The sequence below is a fragment of the Flexivirga endophytica genome (assembly GCF_014640635.1).
GTDB classification, from domain to species: Bacteria; Actinomycetota; Actinomycetes; order Actinomycetales; family Dermatophilaceae; genus Flexivirga; species Flexivirga endophytica.
Map to the genome: position 1 here is coordinate 514448 of NZ_BMHI01000002.1, position 26139 is coordinate 540586.

The window sequence follows — 26139 nt, forward strand, 5'->3', positions numbered from 1 at the left end:
CAGACATTTCGAGGAGGTTCACAGATGGCCGCGCGTTACGTCCTCAGCATCGACCAGGGCACCACCTCGACCCGGGCGATGATCTTCGACCAGCACGGCCGGTTGGCCGGCATGGGTCAGCGCGAGCACCGGCAGATCTTCCCTCAGCCCGGCTGGGTCGAACACGACGCGGCGGAGATCTGGCACAACACGCGGCACGTCATACCCGAGGCGCTCGCCGACCTCGGGATCTCGGTCGCCGACGTTGCCGCGGTGGGTGTCGCGAACCAGCGGGAGACGTTCGTGCTGTGGGAGAGGACGACCGGTCGACCGGTCTGCCCGGCGATCGTCTGGCAGGACACGCGCACCCGGTCGGTCGCCGACCACCTGCTGGACGACCCCGGTGCCGACTTCTTCCGGCAACGGGCCGGCATCCCGCCGGCGTCATACTTCACTGCGGTGCGGTTGTCCTGGTTGATGGACAGCCGGCCGGAGTTGCGGGAGCGCGCGCATCGCGGTGACCTGCTGCTGGGCACCATGGAGACATGGCTGATCTGGAACCTTACCGGTGGCCCGGACGGCGGCATACACGTCACGGACGTGACCAATGCGAGCCGTACGTTGCTGATGAATCTCGAGAGTCTGCACTGGGATTCGGAGTTGCTCGAGTTCTTCGACGTTCCTCGGGCGATCCTGCCGAAGATCGTGCCGTCGTCGACGATCGTCGGGACGGCGACAGGCTCGCTCGCAGGTGTGCCGGTCGCTGCGGCGGTCGGGGACCAGCAGAGTGCACTCTTCGGGCAGACCTGTTTCGAGGCAGGCGAAGTCAAGTGCACCTACGGCACCGGCGCCTTCTTGCTGATGAACACTGGCGACGAGATCGTGACGTCCACGCACGGCATGCTGCCTACGGTCGCCTACCAATTGGCTGACGGCACAAAGGCTTACGCGCTCGAAGGGTCGATCGCCGTGGCGGGCGGGCTTGTCCAGTGGGTGCGCGACGGGCTGGGTCTGATCCGCAGCGCACCCGAGATTGAAACACTCGCGCGCACGGTCGACGACAGCGGTGGGTGCGTTGTCGTGCCGGCATTCACCGGGCTCTTCTCGCCGTACTGGTCCTCGGGCGCTCGCGGTGTGATCTCCGGGCTGACCAGTTTCGTCACCGCCGGTCACCTGGCACGTGCCGTGCTCGAGTCGTGTGCGTGGCAGACTAATGATGTCGTGGAAGCGATGGCCGCGGACGCCGGTGTGCCGCTGAAATCCCTACGCGCAGACGGCGGTATGACGGCCAACCACCTGATGATGCAGATGGTCGCGGACGTGCTCGACGTGTCAGTGGTGCGGCCGACGATGAGCGAGACCGTCAGTCTCGGGGCGGCATACCTCGCCGGGCTCGCGGTCGGCTACTGGTCGGACATCAAGGTGTTGCGCCGCAACTGGCACCGGGCCGGTCAGTGGGACCCGCAGATGTCGCCGCAGGTGCGGGAGTCCCAGCGCGCGGCGTGGCGCTCGGCGGTCGGGCGGACACTGGGAGACGGCAGTGTCGCGGCCGGGTGACGCCTCGATTAGTCCGGTCAGCTGCTGAGGTCCTTGACCATGGTCGTGCGCGGCCACCGTTCGTAACCCGCGTCGCGTTGGCGAGCGCGAATAGCCAGAAGTCCGGCCGACGTCTCTTCCTCGGCGAGGGTTCGCCAGCCGAGACGCTCGTAATAAGGCGCATTCCACGGAACGTCCTGGAACGTCGTGAGCGACAGTCGATGTAGGCCGCGTGCCGTCGCCAATTCGGCTGCTGCCTCGAGGAGTAGGGCGCCAATGCGGTGCCCCAGGAAGCGCGGCCTCACGTTCACCCCGGCGATGTAGAGCGTCTCGTCGAGAGTCCGGTATTCGATAAAACCAGCAATATCCGTGTCGCACAGGGCAATTCGGATGTTGTCCGCGTAGAACGCATCGCTGAGGAAGCCAACGTCGGGTTCGTTTCCCACGGCAACCTCGCTCATTCCGATGTCTGCATAGGAAAGGTAGCTTTCGACTTCCAGCGCGGGGAGCTCGCCGATCTCGGCGGCTGTCGGCCTCCGGATGGTTGTCTTCGCGCCCATGGGCGGCATTCGATCACATCGTCGTTCTGATCCGGTGTGTATTTCGGTCTGAATCGTTCTTCGCGGGCGGGGTCGTGATGTTGCGTTGGGTGGTCCTGTGCGGCTGACCTCGGCGCCGCTCCGGAGTCGCCGCGCTATCCAATTAGCGGAAATGAGTTCGATGAAACACTAGCCGTTGACTACCCCTTCCGGTATCCTGAGAGTAGCGAAAATGCTTACAGGGGAAGGGGGTTCACGTCATGAGCATTAGGCATTCGCTCCTGGATGGTGCCCCTGCTGCGGAGCCGGGTCGGGGACCGGAACTACTCGCTGCGGTACAGGCAGTGGCCGTGTTGTTGGACGAAATCCCGGCGGCTTTGCACCAGCTCGGCGAGGACCAGGAGGCCGAGTTGATGTCGGTCCTGTTGCGGTTGCAGGGTCGGTCGTCGCAGGTGGGCACGATCGTGGCTGCGGACGCGGTCGACCGCGGCGCGGTCACGAGGTCGGATGCGGCCACCACCGGCCAGTGGATCGCCGGGCGGCTGACCGGCGGGACGCGTTTGGAGCCGCGGACGGTCCGGGCGATGGCGTCCGTTGCCGATGCGTGCCAGCACCGCAAGAACACGGTGATCACGACTGCGTTGCTGGAGGGGTCATGTTCGGTGGAGTCCGCGCGGACCGCGTTGGCCCAGGCGGACAAAGTCGGGCCGGTGATCCCGACCGCGGAACGTGACGAGGTGTTGGGCTGGTTCCTGCAGATCGATCCCGCGCTCGGGTGTGATGGTCTGACGAAACTGACTCGGCGGATCATCGACAGATTCGCCCCGGACGAACTCTCCAAGGATGACGAGAAACTCGAACGGACCGAATCCTTGTCCTGGTCGACCACCGCGACGGGGATGACGCGCCTGGTGGCGGAGTTGTCGCCGGCGAACGCCGCGATTCTGAAGGAAGCGATCAACGCCAATTCCGCACCCCGACCGGATGCGGGTCGAGTAGCGGCGGAGGAGCGTAGCGGGGGAGCCGGCGTATCGAGGCCCCATGCGCCCTCGGGATCGAGCGGTGCTGGCGGTACGGGTGCGGCATTCGGCCTTGGCGCCGACAATGCACCCGAGTGTCCTGGCCCATCCACAGGCGCTGGTGAGCAGGTCCGGGATGAGCGGTCGCCGGGCAAACGCCGCCTGGACGCGTTGATGGACCTCGTCGGTGCCGGCGCACGCGCAGCGACCGGGGAAGGCACCCAGGCAAGTGCGGCCACCGTGTTACTCACCATGGGACTGCAAGAACTGCTCGCCGGGCACGGCGCCACCACCCCCACCGGCGACCTCGTCGACGCCGGCGCCGCCCGACGGTTCGCCTGTTCGGCGGACCTGATCCCGGTCGTGCTCGGCGGCCCCAGCCAACCCCTGGATGTGGGGCGGCGAGAACGCCTGGCCACCAAAGCGATCCGCGCGGCAGTCATCCTGCGAGATGGCGGATGCACCTTCCCCGGCTGCGACCGGCCACCAGGATTCTGCGAAATCCACCACGTCAGACCCTGGTGGGCCGGAGGCGAAACCTCCCTGACCAACGCGACACTGCTGTGCTGCCGACACCACCAGACCGTGCACCGACAGGGCTACACCGCGACGGTCGAGCCCGACGGCGTGCGCTGGGACCTCACACCCGGGCAGATGCCCGGCCACCACACCGCAGTGGCCTGAGTCCCACTTGGTCGTATCGGTGAGTCTCGACATCGCCGTCGATGGGATCTCAGCGAGCGCCACCGACGATTCGGGCTTCGTTCGAAGTCGGAATCGAGCGGCGGCGAATGCAGTGAACTCACGTATGGGTTGCGTGAGAGGAGTCACCTCCGGGACCGGCACCCGGACAGACTTGTGTGGGAACCCCGACATCTCCCGCCGAGACGTGAGTTCCCCGGACCCGGCCCGGCTCGAACGGGCAGCCACCCTCTCCGCGCGGCGGGCAGGACGCACCCTTACCGGGTAGACGCGCCTTGGGCGGGCTCGGCACAAACGGTAGAGCTACGAACGCCGTCGCGCGACACATTAAGGAGCACTTGCGTACTGTCTCGGCCGACATCGTTCATCGGCGCGGTCCGGTGATGTTCTGGCAGGCTGCACCCATGTTTGACGAGTTGATCGGGTCTCGCCTGCAGTCCGTCGACCGTTTCGCGTGGCAGTCGACGGACGGCTCGTTCCGGACACCATCGGCTGGCTCGGTGCACATGCGGTTCGAGTCCGACCTGGACCTACATCTGGACGGGGCAAGCGACTGGACCTTGTCCTGCTCAATCACCGATGCCGATGATCAAGGCTGGATGAGCCAGTATCTCTACGACGATGCAGGGCGGTGGGTGTTGCGAGACGCAACCGGCGAGGTGCCGTTCGTGGGCTGCGTCGGAGAGCCGCTGATGCGCGCGACCCCGGTACGCGATGAGGTGAACCAGACTGTGGGGGTGAGTCTCATGTTTGAGACGCAAGAAATGACGCTCGTCCTGTGGGCGGGCGAGATTGACACATCTGCCAGGTGAGTCTTGGCGCTCGTCTCCAATGAGGAGCAAATGCGATACGTCCTGGTCAGTTGGTGAGTGTGACGGCCGAGGAAGATCTCGACGATGTCGCAGCATGCTGGGCATGCCGCCAACTGAAGTTGTCGTAGACGGCGAGATTCGCTGGGAATCGACCCATTAGCGGATCGGTCATCGGGGGTGATGTCCGGCATCTCTACTGCCACCGTCGGTGCCGCTGGGGTTCCGCGTGCGAGCGGCATCGTGCGTAAATCGATCGCGCGGCATACGACGACTGTGCTCGACTGCCCGGGTGAAGATTCGCCTGGAGCAACCCGTTGACTTCGACGCGATCGACGCACTCGTACGGGCGGCGTTCGGGAAGCAGATGGAGGCAGATCTCGTCCGCGCGATCCGCGACGACGCCTGCTATCGGCCGGCCATGTCGTTCGTAGCCGTCGAGGGCGACGACATCGTGGGTCACGTCATGGTCGACGGTTGCTGGATTCGCAGCAACGATCAGGACCGGCCGATCGTCATGCTGTCGCCACTCGCGGTCGCTCCCGATCACCAACGGCGCGGCATCGGCACGGCCCTCATCGAAGCTGCCACCTCTGTTGCCGATGCAGCCCACGAGCCGCTCATCGTCCTTGAAGGAAGCCCGACCTATTACGGCGCAAGGGGATTCGCCTACGCGGGCGACCACGGACTGACGCTGCCGCTCGCCGACTGGGCGCCGCCCACCGCGGCCCAGGTCCGGCTGCTCACGGCATACGACCCGAACGACCCGACCCTGCGCGGCGATGTCGTCTACCCCGAGCCGTTCACCGGACTGGGGTGAAGCCGCACCGGACGGTGAACCGGAACACGATCACCAGGTGACGGTGAAGCTGCCCTTGTCGGTGATCGGGCTGACGGCATACGAGGTGCCCGGGTACTTCCAGCCGGCGCCGTCGGCGACCCAGCCCTGGCTCGGCAACGTCTGCCGCCAGTAGGCCTCGATGTCGGTCGGCAGATAGGTGAGTCGGACGGTCAGGCTGTTGCCGCTCTCCGCGGTGCGCTGCCACGAGGTCTTCGACGGCATCGACAGCATCCGCTTCGCGCCACCGGACGGGTCGTCCAGCGGCACGGCGCCGACATACTCACGGTCATCCAGCGCCTTGGACTGGGGCAGGCCGCTCGGCATCGCGGGCGGTTGATGAGCGGCGATCGACATCGACGAGTCCGCTGAGCTCGACGGAGTCGACATCGTGCTCGAGCCACCGGACATCGCGGTGCGGGTCGCTTCGGGAGGGGTCGTTGTCTCGGACCTCGGTGCCGACGACGCGGTCGAATCGCCGGACGTCGGCAACGTCGTGGTCGGCCCCTTGCTCTGATAGGCCGGGTGGCGCAACGGCGTCACCAGCCCCCCGGACGAGGAGGACGGGCTGCTCGTCGTGGCGCCGCTCGGTGACGTGCTCGAGGACGCCGTCGTGCTGGCAGGTGGCAGGCCGTTGACGACCTGCCGTTGACCGTCGCCGTGCAAACCGATGAAGGTCACCCCGACGATCGCAGCAGCCGCAGCTGCGGCACCGATGCCGGCGAACCAACGAGTCCCCGGGTGGCGCCGGTGCTGGCTGCTCAGCGCGGCCGCCACCTCGTCCTCGCGGTCGTGGTCGAGGTCGGCGTCGGAGATCTGCAGAGCCTTCGCGGTGAAGGCCGCACGCAGGCGACGCTCGAGGTCGTCGGTGTTGTCGTGCTGCTCAGACGGATCCATCGGTTTCGCCTCCTTGCATGATCTTGGCCAGTGTCGCCATCGCGCGACTTGCTTGTGATTTCACGGTTCCCTTGCTGATGCCGAGCGCGTCGGCGATCTCCGCCTCGGACATCTCCGACCAGTAGCGCAGCACCAGCACCTCACGCTGTCGCGGTGGTAACTGGTCGACCGCCCGCAACACCTCCTGGTGCTCCTCGGCGAGGATCACCTCGCTGTCGGCAGGTGGTGCGATCTCCGGCTCGGCGACCTTCAGATGCGCGCGGACCGTGCGCCGCCTGCGCAGCATCGAGCGCGACTGGTTGACGACCGCCTGCCGCAGGTAGCCGACGGCCGCCCGCGAGTCGCGCAACGCTCCGCGGTTACGGTGCATGCCCAGGAAGGCTTCCTGCACGACGTCCTCGGCGCTCGCCGTGTCGTCGACGAGCAGCCGGGCGAGACGCACCATCTGCAGGTGGTGCGTGCGGTAGAGCTCGGCCAGGTCGACCGGTGGGTCCGCCGTCATCGCATCGTGCGCAGGAGTCGATCCAGGGTCATGGATCCGACCTCCCAAGCGATACGGCCTCTCGGCATACACGGAGGGTGCAGTGAGTGTCACGACACCTCAACCCCTCGCCCAGACCTTAACGATTCATCGCTGCAGGAGGGAACGCCGCACCGCGACGGGCCGGATACCGGCCGCCGGGCGTCGGTTCTCGCGTTGCACCTCACGGTGGGAAGACGTGTGAACCCCCTCGAGGTTGCTCGGTATGGCGCGGCGACGCCGTGCGGTCGGTCACACCGGTGATGGCCTCACGGCAGCAGGAGTATGGCGTCAGCGCGGTCCCGCGTCGACCGCACCACCTCGGCATTGCGCTCGTCGGAACCCAGCGCGCGTTCCGATGCTTCGGCGAGGCTGCGGCCGTAGCTGCGGTGCCGCGCGATCAGCCGGTCGCGGCGGAGCTCGTCGGGGGTTTCGACATACCAGATCGCGTCCAGCAGACCGGGCAACTCGCACCACGGCTCGTCCGGCAGCAGCAGGTAGTTGCCCTCGGTCAGCACGACCTGCGCGGCCGGGGACACCTCGATCGCTCCGGCGATCGGCTCCTCCAGCGACCGGTCGAAGGACGGCGCCCACACCGTGCGGTCGCGCTCGCGGCGGATCCGGGCGAGCAACTCGACGTACCCCGCGGCGTCGAAGGTGTGCGGCGCACCCTTGACCGGCGCCCAGCCGCGTTCGTCGAGCACCGCCTGGGCGAGATGGAAGCCGTCCATCGGCACCACGACCGTGCGCAGGCCGCGCTCACGGCAGCCGGCGGCGAGCACCTCGGCGGCCGTGGACTTGCCCGTGGCCGGTGGTCCGGTGAGCCCGACGACGACGCGGTCGCCCCGTCGGGCCGGCTCAGTGAGTGCCGCGACGGCGGTGGCGGCGGAGAGCGTGCGATCGGAGGTCACCCGCGAGACTCTGCGGCATCGGAGCGCGCCATACAAGCCTGTGCTCGTTCCGGAGCGCCGTCCGGCGGTGCTACCGTTTTGGGCTGACGCCCGTGTCGGGCGTCCAGGTGCGCGCAGGGGAAGTCGGTGCAAATCCGACGCTGTCCCGCAGCCGTGAGTGGCCGGTCGGCCACGAGTCGGAATACCTGCGCCGCCCGTCACCGGATCGACTGTCGAGGACTGCAGTCGCGGGCGAGATCGTGTCGCACGCGGGAAGTCGCGACACGAGTCCTGATACGAAAGGACATCGCCCGCATGGCCAGCCGCCTGGTGCGATCGGCAACTGCCGTCGCGCTCGCCTCCTCGGCAACGACGTTCGCGTATGTCGGATCCGCCGCGCCCGCGCAGGCGGCCGGCTACAACGGATACTGCAAAACCAGCTCGGGGGTCACCGTCGTGGTGGACTTCCGCAACCTCGGTGGTGGTGTCGCGATCCGTTGCTCGCCGGTCGGCAGTGGCGCGACCGGACTCCAGGCCCTGCAGGCAGCGGGGATCCCGGTGGAGGGCACGCGCGACGGGGGACTGTCCGTGGCATGCCGGATCTACGGCAAGCCGACGGCGACGCAGGACCTGCCCGGCGGCTACCACGAGCAGTGCGTCCGCATGCCGCCCGGCAAGGCCTACTGGAGCTACTGGCAGGCCTCCAACGGTGGGTCCTGGGGCTACAGCCAGGAGGGTCTGTCGAACAGCCACGTCATACCGGGCGGATTCGAGGGGTGGTCGTTCAGCGAGGGCGGCTCGAACGTCGCACCCGGCGCAGCGCCGTCCCGTCCGACCGCACCGAAACCCACCACCACGACGACCCAGCCACCGGCGCCTCCGCGCCATACGACGACGACCGCGCCGAGGCACGACCCGGCGCCGTCCAAGCACGACGGCGGCACGTCCGCCGGCTCCCAGCCGAAGTCGACGACGTCGACGGCCGCCGAGAGGAAGGCCGAAGCCAAGGCGAAGGCCGCGAAGGCGAGCAGGTCCGCGTCGAAGTCCGCGAGTGCGTCCAAGTCGTCGCACAGCAGCTCGAGTTCGGCGGGTGCGTCGAGCGGATCCACCAGTGCGTCGAGCGGCGCTGCCGTCGATGCCGGCGGACAACCGCTCAGCAACAGTGACGACCTGATCAAGGACTCGAAGAAGAAGTCCTCCAGCATCAACGCCACCACCGTCGTGGGCGGCGGCGTGCTGGCGGCGCTCGCCATCGGCGGCGGGGTCGTCGCGATCATCCGACGGCGCAACCTCGAGTGAGACGCTTGCCCGCTCCCGTCCACCCGGTCGCCTGGTGGTTGTGGGCGATCGGGCTGGCGGTGGCGGCGTCGTTCACGACCGACCCGCTGCTGTTGTTGTTGCTGATCGGTGTCGCGTGCTTCGTCGTGGTGCTGCGGCGCGGCGATGCACCGTGGGCCCGGTCGCTGCGGGTCTACCTCCTGCTCGGGGCATTCATCGTCGTGGTGCGTGTCGCGTTCCGGTGTTTCCTCGGTGCGTCGGGCAGCGGAACCGTGCTGCTCGACCTGCCGCGAATCCCGTTGCCGGACTGGGCAGCCGGTGTTTCGTTGCTCGGTCCCATTCACCTGTCGGACGTGCTCGACGGTCTGTATGACGGCCTTCGGCTCGCCGCGATGATCATCTGCATCGGCGCGGCCAACTCGCTGGCCAACCCGAAGCGACTGCTGAAGGTCGTGCCCATCGCCCTCTACGACATCGGCACGGTCGTGGTCGTCGCGGTGTCGGTCTTCCCGCAGATCGCCGACAGCATCGGGCGGGTGCGCCGGGCGCAACGGCTGCGGCCGGACAGCGGCGGCCGGAAGTGGCACGTCGTGCGACGGATGATCGTGCCGGTGCTCGCCGATGCACTGGACCGCTCGCTTCTCCTTGCTGCTGCGATGGATTCGCGTGGTTACGGCCGGCGCGGGCCGACCCCGGTGCGCACGCGCCGGATCCTCGGCGTGCTCACCGTCGCCGGGCTGATCGCAGTCTGCATCGGTGTCTTCGGTGTGCTCGACGACCGCGCGCCGGCGGCGTTCCGCTGGCCGGCGTTCGTGCTCGGCGTCGCGCTCGCCGCCGTCGGGCTCGCGTTCTCCGCACGGGAGCGCACCGTGACCCGCTACCGGGTGGATCCGTTCGGCGTGACGGCGTGCGCGGTCGCTGCCAGTGGTCTGGCGGCGGGTGGGCTGATGATCCTCGCAGGGCAGTACGCTCCGGCACATCTGAACCCGTCGACGACACCGGCGACCTGGCCGGTCGTGGACCTGCTTCCGTTGATGGCCGCGGTGATCGGCCTGCTGGCGGCAGTGGTGTCGCCGCCCAGCGCCATACAGGGTCTCGACGAGGAGGTGCCCGCGTGATCGAGCTGCGTGACCTGTCGATCCGGTATGCCGACGATCGACCGCCCGAGTTGGCACACGTCGACCTGCACATCGAGGAGGGCGAGCTCGCGCTCGTCATAGGTCGCACCGGCGTCGGCAAGTCGACCTTACTCGGTGCCATCAACGGGCTCGTGCCGCACTTCACGGGCGGCCGCCTGTCCGGCAACGTCGTCGTCGCCGGCATGGACACCCGCGACCACCCGCCCCGGGAGATGGCCGACGTGGTCGGCCGAGTCGGCCAGGACCCCGTCGCAGGCTTCGTCGCGGACACCGTGGAGGACGAACTCGCCTACGGCATGGAGCAATTGGGCGTCGCACCGGCGACCATGCGCAAGCGGGTCGAGGAGACGCTGGACCTGCTCGGCATCGCGGCGCTGCGTGGGCGGTCGTTGGCGACGCTCTCCGGTGGGCAGCAGCAGCGGGTCGCCATCGGTTCCGCGCTGGTGACCGCGCCCAGGGTGCTCGTGCTGGACGAACCGACGTCGGCGCTCGATCCGGGGTCTGCGGAGGAGGTGCTCGCGGCGATAACCCGCCTCGTGCACGACCTCGGCACGACGGTCGTGATGGCCGAGCACCGGCTGGAAAGGGCTGTCCAGTATGCCGATTCGGTGATCGCCATGCCTGGCGGCGGTGTCGTGCGCAGTGGTGATCCGGCGACGATGATGATCGATGCGCCGGTCGCTCCGCCGGTGGTCGAGCTGGGCCGGTTGTGCTCCTGGACGCCATTGCCACTGTCGGTGCGAGACGCACGGCGGGCAGCACGTCCGCTGCGCGGGCGCCTGGCTGATCCGTCGCCTCGGGCGCGGCCGGCGGGTGACGTGGCGCTCCGGGCGAAAGGCGTCACGGTGCAATATCGCGAGCGGGTCGCCGTGCGCGACGTCACCCTGCAGTTGGCCGCAGGGACGGTCACCGCGCTGATGGGCCGCAACGGCTCCGGCAAGTCCTCGCTGTTGTGGTCGCTGCAGGGCAGTGGTCCGCGCAGCGCCGGCTCCGTGCTGGTCGATGGGGTCGAGACGTCGGGCGACGCGAAGCGGGGGAGCACCAGTGGACCGCAGATCGGACTCGTGCCGCAGACGGCCGCGGACCTCCTCTATCTGGAAAGTGTAGGTGAGGAGTGTGCTGCGGCCGGGCCGGAGGCTCGCGCCCTGCTCGACCATCTGGCGCCGGGCATCGACGACGGACAGCATCCGCGTGACCTGTCCGAAGGACAGCGTCTTTCGCTGGTGCTCGCGATCCAACTGGCCGGCCGGCCGCGTGTGTTGCTGCTGGACGAGCCGACCCGAGGACTCGACTACACGGCCAAGGCGTTGCTGACGCAGCAGTTGGACACGCTGGCCCGCGACGGGCACGCGGTGCTCGTGGCGACGCACGACGTGGAGTTCGTCGCGGGTCTCGCGGACCGGGTCGTCGTGCTCGCCGACGGTGATGTGATCGCGGACGGGCCAACCGCTGACGTGGTGGCGTCGTCGCCGATCTTCGCGCCACAGGTCGCCAAAGTGCTGGCACCACAGGAGTTCCTGACGGTGCGGGACGTCGCTCGTGCGCTGGGCGACTCGAGGGAGCTCGGATGAAGTCGCTGACGGCAGCGCGCACCGCGGGCGACGGACAGGACCTGGTGACAACGCTGGGTGGCCACGCGGTCCCGCTGCGTGCTCGGTCCGCCGTGATGCTGGTCCTGATCAGCATCGCCGGTCTCGCGATGTTCTGCTGGCCGTTGCTCACCCATCACGACGCGTCCGGGTCCGCGCATGTCACGGATGCCCCGATCATCTTCGCGGTCACTCTGCCGCTGCTGGTTTTCGTCATACTCGCCGAATTCGCCGACGGCGGAATGGATTCCAAGGCGCTGGCGATGCTCGGTGTGCTCTCGGCGGTGGACGCCGCACTGCGACCGACCGGCGGCGGGACCGGCGGGATCGAGACGGTCTTCTTCCTGCTGATCCTGGCCGGCCGGGTCTTCGGCCCCGGCTTCGGCTTCGTGCTCGGCTGCACCTCGCTCTTCGCGTCGGCACTGATCACCGCGGGCGTCGGGCCGTGGTTGCCCTTTCAGATGCTGTGCTCGGCGTGGATCGGGATGGGCGCCGGGCTGTTGCCCCGTCGCGTGCGGGGGACGCGCGAGATCGTCATGCTCATCGGCTACGGCATCGTCTCGGCATACCTCTTCGGTGCGCTGATGAACCTCTACAGCTGGCCGTTCCTCGCTGGGGCGGACATCTCCGGGCACGCGAATCTTGCCTATTCCTCGGCGTATTCGCTGCTGGAGAACCTGCACCGCTTCGGGGTCTACACGCTGGTCACCTCGACCGGCGGGTGGGACACCGGCCGGGCCATCACCAACGCGGTCGCCATCGCCGTGCTGGGGCGGCCGGTGTTGGTGGTGCTGCGGCGTGCGGCACGGCGGGCGTCATACGACCTGGTGCGCAGCGCGGATTGAGCCCTCGGCCCCATTCGCCGAGGGGATGGGAAACACACTGAGGGGACAGGGAAATCAGGCGGTCTGAGCTGTTTTTGCCTGTCCCCTCGATCATTTGCTGTCCTCTCGGCGAGTGGGGCCGGCGGATTGGCGCGCGGTGTTCACATTTCTTCGTGGGTGTTCGGGTCGCCGCCGAAGAGGCGCCCGTCCCGTCGGCCGAGGCCGGTGATGGCCGCCATCTCAGCATCGGACAATTCGAAGCCGAAGATGTCGAGGTTGGCTCCCTGACGCTCCGGTGTGCCGGACTTGGGCAACGGGAGTGAACCGAGCTGGTGGTGCCAACGCAGGATGACCTGTGCCGGAGTCACTTCGTGGGCGCGCGCGGCGTCGGCCACCGGCGCCGCGTCGAAGGGCGCCTGTCGCTTGCCCATCGGGCTCCACGCCTCGGTGCGGATCCCCAGGTCGGCGTTGGTCTTTCGCATGTCGACCTGCGGGAAATAGGGGTGCAGCTCGATCTGGTTGACGGCGGGTGTCACCCCGGTCTCGGCGATGATCCGGTCCAGGTGCTCCGCGGTGAAGTTGGAGACGCCGATGGTGGTGACCAGGCCGTCCTGCTGTGCCGTCACCAGTGCCTTCCACGCTTCGACGAACTTGCCGACGCTCGGGTTGGGCCAGTGGATGAGCTGCACATCGATCCTGTCGACGCCGAGGGTCTCGAGGGATGTTCGGATGGAGGCGAGCGCGTCGTCATACCCGTGGTGACGGCCAGGGATCTTGGTCTGGATACGCACCTCGCCGCGTGGCACCTCGGAGCGGCGCAGCGCTTCGCCCACCTCGGCTTCGTTCTCGTAGTTGACCGCGGTGTCGAGCAGCCGGTAGCCGGCGTCGAGTGCGCCCGTGATCGCGGCCGTGCCGTCCTCACCCTTGAGCGGATAGGTGCCGAACCCGATCGCCGGAAGGGTCGTGCCGTCATTGAGTGCGTATGTCGGAGTGCTCATCGAGACCACGCTACGCGCGACCAAGTGGCGAGATCGAGTGCGTCGACCAGCTCAGTCGAGGCGGCCTTCGGCGAGGTCGACGTGTGCGGCTCGTGCGACATCGGTCGGGAAGGCCCCCGCCATACCCTCCGGCGTGGTGTTGGTCAGTGCGACGACGACGGTGCGGGTCGCCGGATCGATCGACCAGGAATGGCCGTAGACACCACCCCAGTGCACCGCATGCACCGGTAGCCCGAGCAGCGGGCTGGTGTCGGGTGACGTGACAGCCCAGCCGCGGCCGAAGGACTCGCGGACCGTCGGCGTCAACTCTTGGCTGATCCGTCCGGCATACATCTCGGCGACGGTCGACGAGCGCAGGAGGGTGCCGCCGCCGAGTGCGACGGTGTCCAGGATGCTCCGTATGTCGTGCGCGTGGGCCGCCGCGCCGGTGCCACCCGACGGCCACTGGGTCGGATCGAAGATGCGCTCGGGGGAGTAGCGAGACACGTTGATGCCATTGGGGATCGGCTCATCGGTGATGGGGATCAGGCCGTCGCTGTATGCCGTGGCGACCGGGGTCCGCTCGCCCACAGAGAACCCGAGGCTGTGCAGACGCAGCGGTTCACTGATGAGCTCATGGAAGGCGCGCTGCAGCGTGGTGCCGGTGGCCGCCGCGATGAGCGCGCCGAGCACGTCATACGCGAGGGAATAACGGAATTCGGTGCCCGGGAGGGCGCGCAGGGTGGTGCGTCCGATGCGGGCGAGGTTCTCGGCAAGGGTCAGGTCGGTCCGGTCGAGTCCGTCGGACACCTCCAATCGGTCGTAGTCGCTGCCGGGTGGCTCTGCCTTGCGGTAGGCGAGGCCGGCGGTGTGGGTGAGCAGGTGATCGACCGTGACGTCCGGCTCCGAGCCGTCGGCCAGCGTCGGGCGGAAGTCAGGCAACCAGTGTGTGATCGGGCTCGTCAGATCCAGGGCACCCTGCTCGACGAGGTGCATCGTGGCCACGGCAGTGACGGGCTTGGTCACCGACGCGAGCCGGAAGACCGTGGTCGGGGTCATCGGAGTCTGGGACTCGAGGTCGGCCATCCCGGCAGCCTGCTCGTGGACCAGCTCACCGTCCCGGGAGACCAGCACGACTGCTCCGGCGATGCGCCGGTCGGCGATGGCGCGGTCGACGGCTCGGGTGGCTCCGGGAAGCGGCATGCACCGAGGTTATGCGGTGCTGACCCACCTCGGACCCCACGCCGAATGACGGCTTCTTCGCTGAGCGACGGTCGGATCGGACCGTCGCTCAGCGAGAGAGCCGTCACTCGGCAGAGACACCGTGTTGTCAGGTTTTCTTGACATACTTCAGGATGTCAGGTTTCATTGACACATGAACGACGACATGAAGCTCACCGAAGCGGCCGCGAGCACGAACCCCGCGCAGGGTCTCGCCGCGGTGCGCGCGCTCCGAGTCCTCGCCGACCGGTTGGAGGACGTGCAGGTGCGCAACGCCCGGGAGCGCGGCTGGAGCTGGCAGGCCATCGCCGATGTCCTGCAGGTCAGTCGACAGGCCGTTCATCAGAAGCACTCGTGAGCGACTGCTCACCGCGGTGCATGTCCAGCGAAACACGCTGGGAGACAACAAACTTCAGGGAGACACAATGTTTCGATCAATGGGTTCTGAGATACGGATAGCGATGATGCAAGCGGTCGAGGAGCGAGGAGAGCTGGGCCACGAGTTGCTCGGGCCGGACCACCTCCTGCTCGGGCTGCTGTCCAACGTGCGAGGTACGGCATACGAGCTGCTCGCCGAACAAGGCGTCACGTACGACTGGGCGCGGCGTGTGGTGGCAGAGAAGCACGACGACCGCCGTAACGACGATGACAGCGATGCGCCGGACGAGGCGACGGACAACCTGGACGAGGACCGGGAGGCATTGAAGGCCATCGGCACCGACCTCGACAAGGTGCGTGACGCCGTCCGTGACACCTTCGGTGAGGACATCACCGAGCGGTGGGGCCAGCGTCGCGGGCGTGGCCGGCGCGAGCGTGGACCGGACGGCGGCGCGCGTGGCGAGCGCCGGGAAGACCGGCGGGACGATCGGCATGACCGCGGTGAACACCGGGGCCCCGGACCGCACCACGGCGGACCCTGGGGCCGGGGTCCTTGGGGGCCTGATGCCGAGACGCTCCGCGATGAATTCGGTGGCGGATTCGCCGGATTCGGCCCGGGTGGCCGCGGCCGTCGTGGTCCCCGCAGTCGCCGCTTCGAGCAGGTGACACCGAGCATGCGGCGCCTGCTGCGCGGGTTGCGCGGTGAGCTGAGGGCGGCACAGTCGGCGTCCTGCGATCACGAGCGAGGACTCAGTGCTGGCGTCGTGCTCGCAGCGATTCTCGGCAGCGGTGACCCCGCCGTCGACGCGGTGATCGACGCCGCCGACAACCCCGACGCGCTGCGCGCGGCGGTCGACGCGTTGGCGGGTCGCGCGACCGCCTGACTTCCACCTCGAGACCCGGCTCCGCGCATCGCGCGCGGCGCCGGGTCTTCACGTGTCTTCGGAAACCCCGCACGAACGTCCTTGACGACGGCCGTTCCGGGTCTAACCTGCGGGGAGCCCCGGGCGCGCCGAATCAGCGGTGCGGCTGGGGTGGTTGGACCGCGACGCACCACTGCCGACGTGACAAAGGAACGTTCGATGCTTGGACTGCCCGACTCGATCACCACCTGCCTCTTCGACCTCGACGGAGTCATCACCGACACTGCGAGCGTGCACCGCAAGGCGTGGAAGCAGATGTTCGACGAGTACCTGGAGGCCAAGGACGGCAAGGGATTTCAGCCGTTCACCGAGGGCGACTACAACAAGTACGTCGACGGGAAACCGCGGCAGGACGGTGTGCGTGACTTCCTGGCGTCGCGTGACATACAGCTGCCCGACGGCTCACCGGACGACGGTGGCGATGCCGAAACCGTCTGGGGACTGGGCAATCGGAAGAACACCAGGCTGCAGGCAGAGATCGAACGCAACGGTGTGGAGGTCTACGAGGGTAGCCGGCGCTATCTGCAGCTCGCGCAGGAGAAGGGACTTCGTCGCATCGTGGTGTCCTCGAGCGCCAACACACAGATGGTGTTACAGGTAACCGGTCTCGACCGGTACATCGAAGGCCGGATCGACGGGGTCACACTCGCCGAGCAACACATCAAGGGCAAGCCGGCACCGGACTCCTTCCTGGCCGGCGCGAAACTCGCTGGTGCGTCGCCGGATCAGGCAGTCGTCTTCGAGGACGCGACGTCCGGGGTCGCGGCCGGCCGCGCGGGCAACTTCGGCTTCGTCGTCGGAGTGGACCGCGTCGGGCACGCTGACGAGCTGAAGCGGAACGGCGCCGACCTCGTCGTACAAGACCTCTCCGAACTCATTCAGAAAGGCTGAGGCGATGACCGACAACCTCAAGAGCGAGTTCACCGTCGAGCCGTGGCGAGTCCGCGAACTCGGAGTCCACCCGGGCAATCTCGCGCAGTCCGAGTCGGTGTTCGCGCTGGCGAACGGCCACATCGGTGTGCGTGGCAATTACGACGAATCGACCCCGAACGGTCTCCTCGGCACTTACCTCAACTCGTTCTACGAGGAGCGTCCGCTGCCGTATGCCGAGGCTGGCTACGGCTACCCCGAAGAGGGCCAGACGATCGTCAATGTCACGGACGGCAAGATCATTCGGCTGCTGGTCGACGACCAGCCGCTGGACCTGCGGTACGGCGTGGTGCGCCACCAGGAGCGTTCCCTCGACATGCGCGAAGGGCTCCTGCACCGGGATCTGATCTGGGAGACCACTGCCGGCACGCAGGTGCACATCCGGTCGACCCGGTTGGTGTCGTTCACCCAGCGAGCGATTCTCGCGATCCGCTACTCGGTGGAAGCGGTCAACAAGCCGGTTCGCATCGTGATGCAGTCGGAGATGGTCGCCAACGAGAAACTCGCTTCCACCTCCAAGGATCCCCGGGTCGCAGCCGCGCTCAAGGACCCGCTGAAGCCTGAGGAAGCCACCAGCAGCGGCAACCGCTCCTCGATGATCCACCGGACCCGACGGAGCAAGTTGCGAGTAGCTGTGGCGTGCGATCACGAGATTCACAGCGAGGACGGCAACGACCTCCACAGCAACACCTATGTGCAACCGGACTGGACGCGAACCACGGTCGGCACCGAGCTGCAGCCGGGCGATTCCGTCGGCATCACGAAATTCGTTGCCTACGGCTGGAGTTCGCAGCGAACCCTGCCCGCGCTGCGGGACCAGGTCGACGCGGCACTGTCGGCGGTCCGGCACACCGGGTGGGACAGCCTGGTCGCTGAGCAGCGCAGCTACCTGGACGAGTTCTGGGACGGTGCCGACGTCGAGGTCGACGGTGATCCGGTGATCCAGCAGGCGGTCCGCTTCGGCCTCTGGCACGTCCTGCAGGCCGGTGCCCGGTCGGAAGGTCGCGCCATAGCCGCAAAGGGTCTGACCGGACCCGGGTATGACGGGCACTGTTTCTGGGACAGTGAGATGTATGTCCTGCCGGTGCTGACCGCCACGGCGCCACAAGCCGCACGTGATGCTCTGAGTTGGCGGCTGTCGATCGCCGATCTCGCCGAAGAACGCGCAAATACGCTGAAACTCGAGGGAATCGCCTTCCCCTGGCGCACGATTCGTGGCCAGGAGTGTTCCGCGTACTGGCCCGCCGGCACTGCAGCCTTCCACGTCAACGCGGACATCGCGGTGGCAGCGGCGCGTTACGTCCACTGGACCCAGGACGAGGAGTTCGACCAGGAGATCGCGTTGCCGCTGCTGGTGCGCACCGCGCGACTCTGGGCTGATATCGGCTACCTCGGCACCGATGGCCGTTTCCACATCGACGGCGTCACCGGGCCGGACGAATACAGCGCGATCGTCGACGACAACGTCTACACCAATCTGATGGCGGCACGAAACCTGCGGTATGCCGCGGAGGCAGCCGAACGCTGGCCGAAGGCCGCCAAGGAACTGAAGGTCACCGAGGCGGAGCGCGCCGAGTGGTGGACCGCCGTCGAGACGATCACGGTTCCCTACGACTCCGAGCGCGACGTGCACATGCAGGACGCCGACTTCACCCAGCACCGGGTGTGGGACTTCCAGGAGACACACGACAGCAAGTCTTACCCGTTGCTGCTGCACTATCCGTATGTCGACATCTACCCTCGCCAGGTCATCAAACAAGCCGACCTGATCCTCGCAATGCACTGGTGCGGCGACGAATTCACCGCGGAGCAGAAGGCGCGGGCCTTCGCGTACTACGAGCCGCTCACCACACGGGACTCGTCGTTGTCGGCGTGCACGCAGGCGGTCCTGGCAGCGGAGGTCGGGCACGTGGATCTGGCGCACGACTACGCCACCGAGGCAGCGCTGATGGACCTGCACGATCTGGAACACAACACCAAGGACGGCGTCCACGTCGCCTCTCTGGCAGGAGCGTGGCTGGCGTTGGTGTGCGGCTTCGGCGGCATGCGTGATCACCACGGGCAACTCAGCTTCGCACCGGCACTGCCCGAGGGCATCGAACGCCTGGCGTTCACCATTCGGTGGCAGGGCTGCAAGATCCGTGTCGAGGTGACGCACGACCGGACGATCTACCAACTCGAGGACGGGCCGGACGCGCACACCACCATCAAGCACTACGGCCGCAAGTTCACCCTGCGGTCCGGTAAGCCGACGTCCCGGGCGACGAAGACTCCCAAGCCGTTGACGCCGCGACCGGAGCAGCCGGTGGGCCGCGCGCCGATGCGGGCTGGGTCGGGTGGCTGAGGGACGGCTGTGCATGAGTGGCAGACTGGGTGGTAAGCCGAAGTCGGCTGACCAACGCCTCGGCCGACGTCACTGACGGGAGCCGAAAACAATGACAGCACAAGGTGATTCCGCCGCTGCGACGCGCACCGAACACGACTCGATGGGCGACGTCGAGGTTCCGATCGATGCCAAATGGCGTGCGCAGACCCAGCGCGCGGTGGAAAACTTCCCGATCTCCGGGAAGCACATCGAGCGCGAGCTGATCGGAGCACTGGCCTCGATCAAGGGTTGCTCGGCGGCGGTCCGGAGCGAGCGCGGCATGCTCGACGAGCGCAAAGCGCGGGCCATTCATGACGCGGCCGCGGAGGTGGCGCGCGGAGGATGGGACGACGAGTTCCCGATCGATGTCTTCCAGACGGGTTCGGGCACGTCTTCAAACATGAACGCCAACGAGGTGATCGCCTCGCTCGCGCAGGAGGCGCTCGGCGAGCCGGTCCACCCCAACGACGACGTCAACGACCCGTTCTCCTCCAACGATCAGTTCCCTGCCGCCATACACATCGCGGCGACGCGCGCGGTGGTGCGCAAGCTGATCCCGTCGCTGCAGCATCTCGCCGAAGCACTGGAGCGGAAGTCGGTCGAGTTCGCGGACGTCGTGAAGTCCGGTCGCACCCACCTGATGGACGCCACCCCAGTGACGCTCGGCCAGGAGTTCGGCGGGTATGCCGCACAGGTCCGCCAAGGGATCGCCCGGTTGGAGACGGCGCTGCCGCGGGTCGGTGCGCTGCCATTGGGCGGCACCGCCGTGGGGACCGGCATCAACGCACCCGAAGGCCTTGCCGCAGAGGTGATTTCGAGACTCGCTGACGACATGGGCCTGCCGCTGGCCGAGGCCGCAGACCACTTCGAGGCGCAAGGCGCCCGGGACGCGCTGGTCGAGCTGTCCGGCGTGCTGCGCACGATCGCGGTGAGCATGACCAAGATCGCCAACGACATCCGCTGGATGGGTTCCGGGCCGCGCACCGGCCTGACCGAGATCTTCCTCCCGGATCTGCAGCCCGGCAGCTCGATCATGCCCGGGAAGGTCAATCCCGTGCTGGCAGAGGCGGTTTGCCAGGTCGCCGCACAAGTGGTCGGCAACGACGCAGCGGTCGCCTGGGGCGGTGCGGCCGGCAACTTCGAGCTCAACGTGATGCTGCCGGTGATCGCCGACAACCTGCTGCAGTCGATCGAGATCCTGGCGAACGTCAGCGAGGTTTTCGCCGACCGCTGCATCGACGGGATCGAGGCGAACGTCGAGCGCTGCCGGGAGTTCGCCGAGTCTTCGCCGTCGATCGTCACTCCGCTCAACCACTACGTCGGGTATGACGAAGCCTCCGCCATCGCCAAGCAATCCCTCAAGGAGGGCAAGACGATCCGCGAGGTGGTGGTCGAGCGCGGCCACGTGAAGAGCGGCACGATCAGTGAGGCCGACCTCGACCGGGTGCTGGACGTCCTCGCGATGGCGCACCCCCACGATTGACCCGCCCCGCCCGCACCCCTATCGCTGAGCGGACAGGAAGAGCACTGAGCGGATAGGAAATCCGGCCGACGGCGCTCATATTTCCTGTCCGGTGAGTGTGTTTGCTATCCGCTCGGTGGGTGGGGCGGCATTAGGCTCTGATCGTGCCCAGCTGGAGGAACCGCGCTTTCCGGACGGCGGCGGCGCTGCCTGCTCGGGGTGGCGCGTCGTCGCGCGACGACGCGCCCGAGCGCATCCTGCAGCCGCGGCGTGCCGAGGAGGAGGTGCCCGTCGAGCAGTCGGTCGTCGAGAAGGCGGTCTACTGCAACGGTCACCGGGTCGAGGCGCCGAAGTCGCTGCGAGAGGCGATGCACCGGTTGCACGGTCCCGACAAGCCGATGGCCTGGATCGGTTTGTTCCACCCGACCGAGACCCAGATCAACGACATGGCGGAGGTCTTCAACCTCCACCCGCTCGCCGTCGAGGACGCGATCGTCGCGCACCAGCGTCCGAAGCTGGAGCGGTATGACGAGACGCTCTTCGTGGTGCTGCGCCCGGCGATCTACCTGGACGCCTCCGAGACCGTGCAGATCGGCGAGTTGCACCTCTTCATCGGGCCGGACTTCGTGCTCACGGTCCGCCATTCCGACCGGCCGAAGCTGGCCGCGGTGCGCGAGCGGCTGGAGTCGGACCCGGAGCTGCTGGCCCGCGGTCCCGAAGCGGTGCTCTATGCGATGATCGACTTCGTCGTGGACCGCTACGCGCCGGTGGTGGCGGGCTTGGAGAACGACATCGACGAGATCGAGAACCAGGTCTTCGAGTCCGATCCCGCAGTGTCGCGACGCATCTACGAGCTCTCCCGCGAGGTCGCCGAGCTGCAGCGGGCGACCAAGCCGCTGCTGCAGATCATGAAAGGCCTGGAGGCAGGCTTCGACAAATACGGCACCGACGAGGAACTGCAGCGCAATCTGCGCGACGTCGCCGACCACGCCACCAGCGTCGTGGAGCGGGTGGACGGATTCCGGGCCAATCTCGCTGACATACTCACGCTCAACGCGACTCTGGTCGCGCAGACCCAGAACGAAGAGATGCGCCGGCTCGCGGAGGCGGGCATGGAGCAGAGCGACGAGGTCAAGAAGATCTCCGCGTGGGCGGCGATCCTCTTCGCGCCGTCGCTCATCAGCGGCATCTACGGCATGAACTTCGACGAGATGCCCGAGCTGCACTGGGCGTTCGGCTATCCCTTCGCGGTCGTGCTCATGCTGGTCGTCTGCTGCCTGCTGTTCGTGGTCTTCCGCAAGCGAAAGTGGCTCTGACCAGCGCTGGTTGAGTAGCTCGAGGGAGCGCAGCGGAGGAGTGCGTATCGAAACCCGCTGGTGCACCTAGGGATTCGCGGCAAGGAAGATGAACGCCGCAGTCAGGATCAGATGTATGCCGCCCTGCAGGCGCGTGGCACGTCCCGGCACGACGGTGAGGATACCGACTGCCGCAGTGAGACCGAGCAACACGATCTGCGTGTGACCCAGCCCGAGGTGCAGGTCCGTGGGCAACCAGATGGACGCGATCGCGATGACCGGGATGGTCAGGCCGATCGATGCCATTGCCGAGCCGTAGCCGAGGTTGAGGCTGATCTGCACGCGGTCGCGCCGGGCCGCGTTGACGGCCGCCAGCGTCTCCGGCGCGAGCACCAGCAACGCGATGATGACGCCGACGAAGGAGTGCGGCAGACCGAGCCCGCGCACGCCGTCCTCAATTGGCTTCGACTCGACCTTCGCCAGCCCGACGACGGCGATGAGCGCGACGAGCAGCAGCACCAGGCTCTGCAGCGCGGCCCGCTTGGTCGGTGGTTCGGCGTGCTCGCCCTCTGACTCCTGGGTTGCCAGATCGTCCCGCGTGGCGGTTGTGTACCCGTTGCCCCGGGCCAGCGGGCGATAGTCCGCCCGGTCGACCGGTAGGAAGAAGTCGCGGTGCCGCACTGTCTGCGTGACGACGAAGAGGCCGTAGAGCGCGAGCGATGCGATCGCTGCGAACGCCAGCTGTGACCCGGAGAACTCCGGGCCCTGCACGCTGGAGGTGAAGTTGGGCAGCACCAGGCACATGGTCGCCAGGGTGAGCACGCAGGCCAGTGCGGCTCCGGTGCCTTCGGCATTGAACGTGACGGTGTGGTGGCGCATCGCGCCGGCGAGGAGTGAGGCGCCGACGATGCCGTTGCAGGTCAGCATCGCCGCAGAGAAGACGGTGTCGCGGGCGAGGGTGTTGGCATCGGACCCACCGCTGAGCATCAGGGTCACGATGAGCGCGACCTCGATGACCGTCACCGCGATCGCCAGCACCAATGACCCGAAGGGTTCGCCGACCTTGTGCGCGACCACCTCCGCGTGGTGCACCGCCGCCAGCACCGAGGCACCGAGCAACGCCGCGACGATCACGATCCAGGCGGGGCCGATGTGCTTGCCGAAGGTGAACGGCAGTGGCAGCAACGCCAGGATGGGAGCCCAGACGGTCCAACGGGCCAGTGCGGTGCGCAGTCGAGTCGGATTCACGACCGCATTGTCTCGTGCCGGTGGGTCATGGATCGTATGCCGGGCTGACCGCTGGTTAGGCTGCGAGCACGATCTGCACGCTCGAGGAGGGGATGCGATGTTCGGTCGACGCAAGAAGAAGGCTCCGCAGCAGCCGATGCAGCAGGTCGACGACGGGGGTTGGGATTTCGACCGGTTGACCCCGCAGGAGCGGGACGACCGCGCGGGCCATTGGCCCGAAGAAGTGGATGAAGCGCTGCGATTCGCTCGCGATGTCGTCAGCTCCGGCTTCCATGATCAGGCGGGCGTACGCGAGGCGCTGCGTGACACCTACGACACGCTCGCGCCGGACCGGGTGAGCGTCGACGCGATCGCGGATCAGGCGTGGTCCGAGCGCCTCGCCGAGCAGGCCACATGGTCCGGTCCGGGCGACCACGACAAGGTCGCAGGCGTCTTCGCATCGCTCGCCGACCGCGGGATCGTGGCTCGGATGAACTTCGCGTGCTGCCAGCACTGCGGGCACGGCGAGATCCGCGACGAGGTGGACGATCCGAGTGCCTGGCGCGGCTACACGTTCTTCCACGCGCAGGATGCCGAGGGGCTCGGCGACGAGCCCGCGCGGCTCTGGCTGGCGTTCGGCGCGTTCGATCGGTCCGACGCCACCGAGCTCGCCGTCGCGACAGATGTCGCCGAGGAGTTGCGCGCGGCCGGCTTACGCGTCGAGTGGGACGGCACCACGAGCGCGCGAATCCAGATCGTCGACCTGCACTGGCGCAAGCCACTGCCGACCGCCTGATCTTGGTTGGTGTCCGACCGGGGTCGGCATACCCCTTTCGCCGACAGGACAGGCAACGACCGAGAGGACAGGCAAAACAACCCCGAAATGGGTCGAATCGCCTGTCCTCTGGGTGAACGAGTGTCCTCTCGGCGAGAGCGGGGCGGCGCGGTCCCGCCTACGGCAGGTAGTAGGTCGGGTTCGGCAGCTTGACCGGCACGATGGCGTGCCCGCCGATCAGGTCGCTGAACTGGTCACCGAAGTTGGCGATGACGGTGTAGCCGCCACCGGATGCGGTCTCGACGTGTGCGCGGGTCTGCGACTTGTACTCGATCGTCGTGCACTTGGCAGTCGCGCAGGTGATGTATGGCGGCTGCTGGCTATCGCCACTGCCGGTCCACTTCGTGTAGTAGTTCGGCACGGTGAATCCGGTGTAGCCGACCTTGGCGAGGTTGCCCATCGTCGCGGCCTTCTGGTTGTCGTTGCGGCCGGTCAGGCCGATCAGCGTGCAGCCGGACTTCTGCGCGGCGTTGACCAGGTCGACCATGCCGGGGGTGGCCGGGAACTTCTGCCCCTGCACCCACACGTCCTGCAGTGCCGGGTCGTAGTTGAACTTCATCGCGCCGTTCTCCATGTCATAGGTCATGAGGGTCGTGTCGTCGGCGTCGAGCACGATGGCCGGCTTGGCGCCGAAGACGCTGCCGAGGGTGCAGGCGGCGGAGAGCGCCGGCGTGATGCTCGAGGTCAGCCGGGTCATCTCACTGATGTATGGCGAGGTGACCTTGTTCGCGATGCCCTTGGAGTCCGCGTTGTAGTAGGTGCGGATCGTCGACTTCACCGAGTCGATGTTCGGAATGCCTTCTCCGCCTTCAGTTTTCCCGCTGGAGCCGTCCGCCTTCATCGTGAAGTGCGTGCGCGGTGCCAGTCGCGGCTCGTTCATGCCGGGCAGGTCGGGGGACGGCAGGTAGTAGGTCGGGTTGGGCAGCTTCAGAGTGTGATCGGCATACCCACCCTGCAGGTCGGAGAACTGGTCGCCGACGTTGAGCGCGATGTCGTAACCCATCGACTCGATGTGCTTGCGGGTGCCGGCCTTGTACTCCACGGTCGTGCACTTCGCGGTCGCGCAGGTGATGTATGACGGCTGCTGGCTGTCGCCCTTGCCGGTCCACTTCGTGTAGAAGCGGTCGGAGGTGAAGCCGGTGTAGCCGACCTTCTTCAGGTTGCCGACGGTGGCGGCCTTCTGGTCGTCGTTGCGTCCGGTCAGACCGAAGACGGTGAATCCGGCGTCCTGAGCGGCCTTGACGAAGGTGACCATCGCGGGAGTGGCCGGGAACTTCTGGCCCTGCACCCATACGTCCTGCAGCGCAGGATCGAAGTTGAAGTGCATGGCGCCGTCTTCCATGTCATAGGTCATCAGCGTCGTGTCGTCGGCGTCGAAGACGACGGCCGGCTTCTTGCCGTCGCGCAGGCTCTGCTGGTAGAGCCCCTTCAGTTTCTTGGTCTCCTTGGCGACGATCGTGTTCATCTCGGAGATGTACGGCGAGGACGTCTTGCTCGCGATGCCCTTGGAGTCGGCGTTGTAGTAGGTGCGGATGGTGGACTTCACCGAGTCGATGTTGGGTATGCCGGCACCGCCCACCGTCTGTCCGCTGGACCCGTCGGCCGCCATCGTGAAGTGCGTGCGTGGCGTCAGCTGGTGGTCCGCCCACGACTTCAGCGATTTCACCGAGTGCTGCTGGGCCACCCGGGTCGAGGGGGAGTGGTGTCCTGAGTCGGCGCTGGCACTCGGTGCGAGGGTGAACGCGGGTGCTGCTGCTGCGATGGTGATCGCGGCGATCGTTGCTGCACGACGATGCATGTTTCATCTCCGAAGTCGTGGCTGGATGACGGGGCCCACCGACGTTACTGCCGCACGGCGACCGGTGGGCCGAACTCGGCAGAACGGAACGAGGACAGACACGGAGACGACGACCGGAACTGGGGGTGGCGCTGCCGAACTCGTTCGGCGGCGCCACCCCAGTTCCGCG

The 26139-nt window shown here is 67.3% G+C and carries 23 protein-coding genes and 1 riboswitch; of the genes, 15 read left to right on the forward strand and 8 right to left on the reverse strand.

Annotation, left to right across the window (positions count from 1 at the left end):
- The first annotated feature begins 24 nt into the window (after window positions 1-24).
- Window positions 25-1536 (forward strand): glycerol kinase GlpK, encoded by a 1512-nt coding sequence (glpK, locus tag IEX71_RS07390; protein ID WP_188836319.1) that lies wholly within the window; start codon window positions 25-27, stop codon window positions 1534-1536.
- A gap of 17 nt (window positions 1537-1553) precedes the next feature.
- Here the strand turns inward: glpK and IEX71_RS07395 are convergent, their stop codons facing one another.
- Window positions 1554-2075, reverse strand: coding sequence for a GNAT family N-acetyltransferase (locus IEX71_RS07395; protein ID WP_229749548.1), 522 nt, complete (start codon window positions 2073-2075; stop codon window positions 1554-1556).
- A gap of 329 nt (window positions 2076-2404) precedes the next feature.
- Between IEX71_RS07395 and IEX71_RS07400 the strand changes: the two genes are divergently transcribed.
- From IEX71_RS07400 to IEX71_RS07410, 3 genes are all read left to right on the forward strand, one after another.
- Window positions 2405-3757 (forward strand): HNH endonuclease signature motif containing protein, encoded by a 1353-nt coding sequence (locus IEX71_RS07400; protein WP_188836320.1) that lies wholly within the window; start codon window positions 2405-2407, stop codon window positions 3755-3757.
- A gap of 356 nt (window positions 3758-4113) precedes the next feature.
- A complete protein-coding gene (locus tag IEX71_RS07405) occupies window positions 4114-4587 on the forward strand; it encodes a hypothetical protein (RefSeq protein ID WP_188836321.1) in 474 nt (157 codons plus the stop codon).
- A 289-nt stretch (window positions 4588-4876) separates the two neighbouring features.
- On the forward strand, window positions 4877-5404 hold the full coding sequence (locus IEX71_RS07410; RefSeq protein WP_188836322.1) for a GNAT family N-acetyltransferase: 528 nt from the start codon (window positions 4877-4879) through the stop codon (window positions 5402-5404).
- A 30-nt stretch (window positions 5405-5434) separates the two neighbouring features.
- On the opposite strand, the gene IEX71_RS07415 is transcribed toward IEX71_RS07410, so the two are convergent.
- The 3 genes from IEX71_RS07415 to IEX71_RS07425 form a co-directional block, all read right to left on the reverse strand.
- Complete coding sequence (locus IEX71_RS07415) at window positions 5435-6319, reverse strand: hypothetical protein (RefSeq protein WP_188836323.1); 885 nt, start codon at window positions 6317-6319, stop codon at window positions 5435-5437.
- Window positions 6306-6821, reverse strand: a complete 516-nt coding sequence (locus IEX71_RS07420; protein ID WP_188836324.1) for an RNA polymerase sigma factor — start codon at window positions 6819-6821, stop codon at window positions 6306-6308. The genes IEX71_RS07415 and IEX71_RS07420 overlap by 14 nt, the downstream gene beginning before the upstream one ends.
- Window positions 6822-7108: 287 nt before the next feature.
- The gene (locus IEX71_RS07425; protein WP_188836325.1) at window positions 7109-7750 is read right to left on the reverse strand and encodes a nucleoside/nucleotide kinase family protein; all 642 of its coding nucleotides are present in this window, start codon (window positions 7748-7750) and stop codon (window positions 7109-7111) included.
- Window positions 7751-7826: 76 nt separating this feature from the next.
- Window positions 7827-7957: riboswitch (cobalamin riboswitch) on the forward strand.
- A gap of 87 nt (window positions 7958-8044) precedes the next feature.
- On the opposite strand from IEX71_RS07425, the gene IEX71_RS07430 reads away from it, so the two are divergent.
- From IEX71_RS07430 to IEX71_RS07445, 4 genes are read left to right on the forward strand one after another with little or no spacing between them, the layout of a single operon-like run.
- Window positions 8045-9028: a hypothetical protein gene (locus IEX71_RS07430; protein WP_188836326.1), complete on the forward strand. Its 984-nt coding sequence runs from the start codon at window positions 8045-8047 to the stop codon at window positions 9026-9028.
- A 5-nt stretch (window positions 9029-9033) separates the two neighbouring features.
- Window positions 9034-10125, forward strand: coding sequence for a CbiQ family ECF transporter T component (locus tag IEX71_RS07435; RefSeq protein WP_229749549.1), 1092 nt, complete (start codon window positions 9034-9036; stop codon window positions 10123-10125).
- A complete protein-coding gene (locus IEX71_RS07440; protein ID WP_188836328.1) occupies window positions 10122-11717 on the forward strand; it encodes an ABC transporter ATP-binding protein in 1596 nt (531 codons plus the stop codon). The genes IEX71_RS07435 and IEX71_RS07440 overlap by 4 nt, the downstream gene beginning before the upstream one ends.
- A complete protein-coding gene (locus IEX71_RS07445) occupies window positions 11714-12580 on the forward strand; it encodes an ECF transporter S component (protein ID WP_188836329.1) in 867 nt (288 codons plus the stop codon). The genes IEX71_RS07440 and IEX71_RS07445 overlap by 4 nt, the downstream gene beginning before the upstream one ends.
- Before the next feature lie 140 nt (window positions 12581-12720).
- Here IEX71_RS07445 and IEX71_RS07450 read toward each other — a convergent pair whose 3' ends face one another.
- Together IEX71_RS07450 and IEX71_RS07455 are read right to left on the reverse strand one after the other, a co-directional pair.
- Window positions 12721-13557, reverse strand: coding sequence for an aldo/keto reductase (locus tag IEX71_RS07450; protein WP_188836330.1), 837 nt, complete (start codon window positions 13555-13557; stop codon window positions 12721-12723).
- A 51-nt stretch (window positions 13558-13608) separates the two neighbouring features.
- Window positions 13609-14739 carry a serine hydrolase domain-containing protein gene (locus IEX71_RS07455; protein ID WP_188836331.1) on the reverse strand — a complete coding sequence of 377 codons (1131 nt, stop codon included), beginning with the start codon at window positions 14737-14739 and terminating at the stop codon, window positions 13609-13611.
- A gap of 172 nt (window positions 14740-14911) precedes the next feature.
- Here IEX71_RS07455 and IEX71_RS07460 point away from each other — a divergent pair, with 172 nt between their 5' ends.
- From IEX71_RS07460 to IEX71_RS07485, 6 genes are all read left to right on the forward strand, one after another.
- Window positions 14912-15115 (forward strand): helix-turn-helix domain-containing protein, encoded by a 204-nt coding sequence (locus tag IEX71_RS07460; protein ID WP_188836332.1) that lies wholly within the window; start codon window positions 14912-14914, stop codon window positions 15113-15115.
- A gap of 79 nt (window positions 15116-15194) precedes the next feature.
- Complete coding sequence (locus IEX71_RS07465; protein WP_229749550.1) at window positions 15195-16019, forward strand: Clp protease N-terminal domain-containing protein; 825 nt, start codon at window positions 15195-15197, stop codon at window positions 16017-16019.
- Window positions 16020-16217: 198 nt separating this feature from the next.
- The gene (locus IEX71_RS07470; protein WP_188836334.1) at window positions 16218-16949 is read left to right on the forward strand and encodes a beta-phosphoglucomutase family hydrolase; all 732 of its coding nucleotides are present in this window, start codon (window positions 16218-16220) and stop codon (window positions 16947-16949) included.
- 4 nt (window positions 16950-16953) lie between these two features.
- Window positions 16954-19332, forward strand: a complete 2379-nt coding sequence (locus IEX71_RS07475; RefSeq protein WP_188836335.1) for a glycoside hydrolase family 65 protein — start codon at window positions 16954-16956, stop codon at window positions 19330-19332.
- Between the two features lie 91 nt (window positions 19333-19423).
- Entirely contained in the window at window positions 19424-20836 is a 1413-nt protein-coding gene (locus tag IEX71_RS07480; RefSeq protein ID WP_188836336.1) for a class II fumarate hydratase, read from the forward strand.
- A 236-nt stretch (window positions 20837-21072) separates the two neighbouring features.
- Window positions 21073-22131, forward strand: coding sequence for a magnesium and cobalt transport protein CorA (locus tag IEX71_RS07485; protein ID WP_373284590.1), 1059 nt, complete (start codon window positions 21073-21075; stop codon window positions 22129-22131).
- A gap of 66 nt (window positions 22132-22197) precedes the next feature.
- Here the strand turns inward: IEX71_RS07485 and IEX71_RS07490 are convergent, their stop codons facing one another.
- Window positions 22198-23358, reverse strand: a complete 1161-nt coding sequence (locus IEX71_RS07490) for a calcium:cation antiporter (protein WP_229749551.1) — start codon at window positions 23356-23358, stop codon at window positions 22198-22200.
- Window positions 23359-23455: 97 nt separating this feature from the next.
- Between IEX71_RS07490 and IEX71_RS07495 the strand changes: the two genes are divergently transcribed.
- On the forward strand, window positions 23456-24133 hold the full coding sequence (locus IEX71_RS07495; RefSeq protein ID WP_188836337.1) for a DUF6891 domain-containing protein: 678 nt from the start codon (window positions 23456-23458) through the stop codon (window positions 24131-24133).
- Between the two features lie 157 nt (window positions 24134-24290).
- Here the strand turns inward: IEX71_RS07495 and IEX71_RS07500 are convergent, their stop codons facing one another.
- Window positions 24291-25970 carry an HAD family acid phosphatase gene (locus IEX71_RS07500; protein WP_229749552.1) on the reverse strand — a complete coding sequence of 560 codons (1680 nt, stop codon included), beginning with the start codon at window positions 25968-25970 and terminating at the stop codon, window positions 24291-24293.
- Between the last annotated feature and the right edge of the window lie 169 nt (window positions 25971-26139).

What these genes read in the sequence shown, in the direction of transcription:
- IEX71_RS07495 (WP_188836337.1), top strand. Translation starts at nt 23,456, where the DNA reads ATGTTCGGTCGACGCAAGAAGAAGGCTCCGCAGCAGCCGATGCAGCAG.
- IEX71_RS07450 (WP_188836330.1), bottom strand. Translation starts at nt 13,557, where the DNA reads ATGAGCACTCCGACATACGCACTCAATGACGGCACGACCCTTCCGGCG.
- IEX71_RS07460 (WP_188836332.1), top strand. Translation starts at nt 14,912, where the DNA reads ATGAACGACGACATGAAGCTCACCGAAGCGGCCGCGAGCACGAACCCC.
- IEX71_RS07445 (WP_188836329.1), top strand. Translation starts at nt 11,714, where the DNA reads ATGAAGTCGCTGACGGCAGCGCGCACCGCGGGCGACGGACAGGACCTG.
- IEX71_RS07430 (WP_188836326.1), top strand. Translation starts at nt 8,045, where the DNA reads ATGGCCAGCCGCCTGGTGCGATCGGCAACTGCCGTCGCGCTCGCCTCC.
- IEX71_RS07470 (WP_188836334.1), top strand. Translation starts at nt 16,218, where the DNA reads ATGCTTGGACTGCCCGACTCGATCACCACCTGCCTCTTCGACCTCGAC.
- IEX71_RS07455 (WP_188836331.1), bottom strand. Translation starts at nt 14,739, where the DNA reads ATGCCGCTTCCCGGAGCCACCCGAGCCGTCGACCGCGCCATCGCCGAC.
- IEX71_RS07480 (WP_188836336.1), top strand. Translation starts at nt 19,424, where the DNA reads ATGACAGCACAAGGTGATTCCGCCGCTGCGACGCGCACCGAACACGAC.
- IEX71_RS07395 (WP_229749548.1), bottom strand. Translation starts at nt 2,075, where the DNA reads ATGGGCGCGAAGACAACCATCCGGAGGCCGACAGCCGCCGAGATCGGC.
- IEX71_RS07465 (WP_229749550.1), top strand. Translation starts at nt 15,195, where the DNA reads ATGGGTTCTGAGATACGGATAGCGATGATGCAAGCGGTCGAGGAGCGA.
- IEX71_RS07475 (WP_188836335.1), top strand. Translation starts at nt 16,954, where the DNA reads ATGACCGACAACCTCAAGAGCGAGTTCACCGTCGAGCCGTGGCGAGTC.
- glpK (WP_188836319.1), top strand. Translation starts at nt 25, where the DNA reads ATGGCCGCGCGTTACGTCCTCAGCATCGACCAGGGCACCACCTCGACC.
- IEX71_RS07420 (WP_188836324.1), bottom strand. Translation starts at nt 6,821, where the DNA reads ATGACGGCGGACCCACCGGTCGACCTGGCCGAGCTCTACCGCACGCAC.
- IEX71_RS07415 (WP_188836323.1), bottom strand. Translation starts at nt 6,319, where the DNA reads ATGGATCCGTCTGAGCAGCACGACAACACCGACGACCTCGAGCGTCGC.
- IEX71_RS07500 (WP_229749552.1), bottom strand. Translation starts at nt 25,970, where the DNA reads ATGCATCGTCGTGCAGCAACGATCGCCGCGATCACCATCGCAGCAGCA.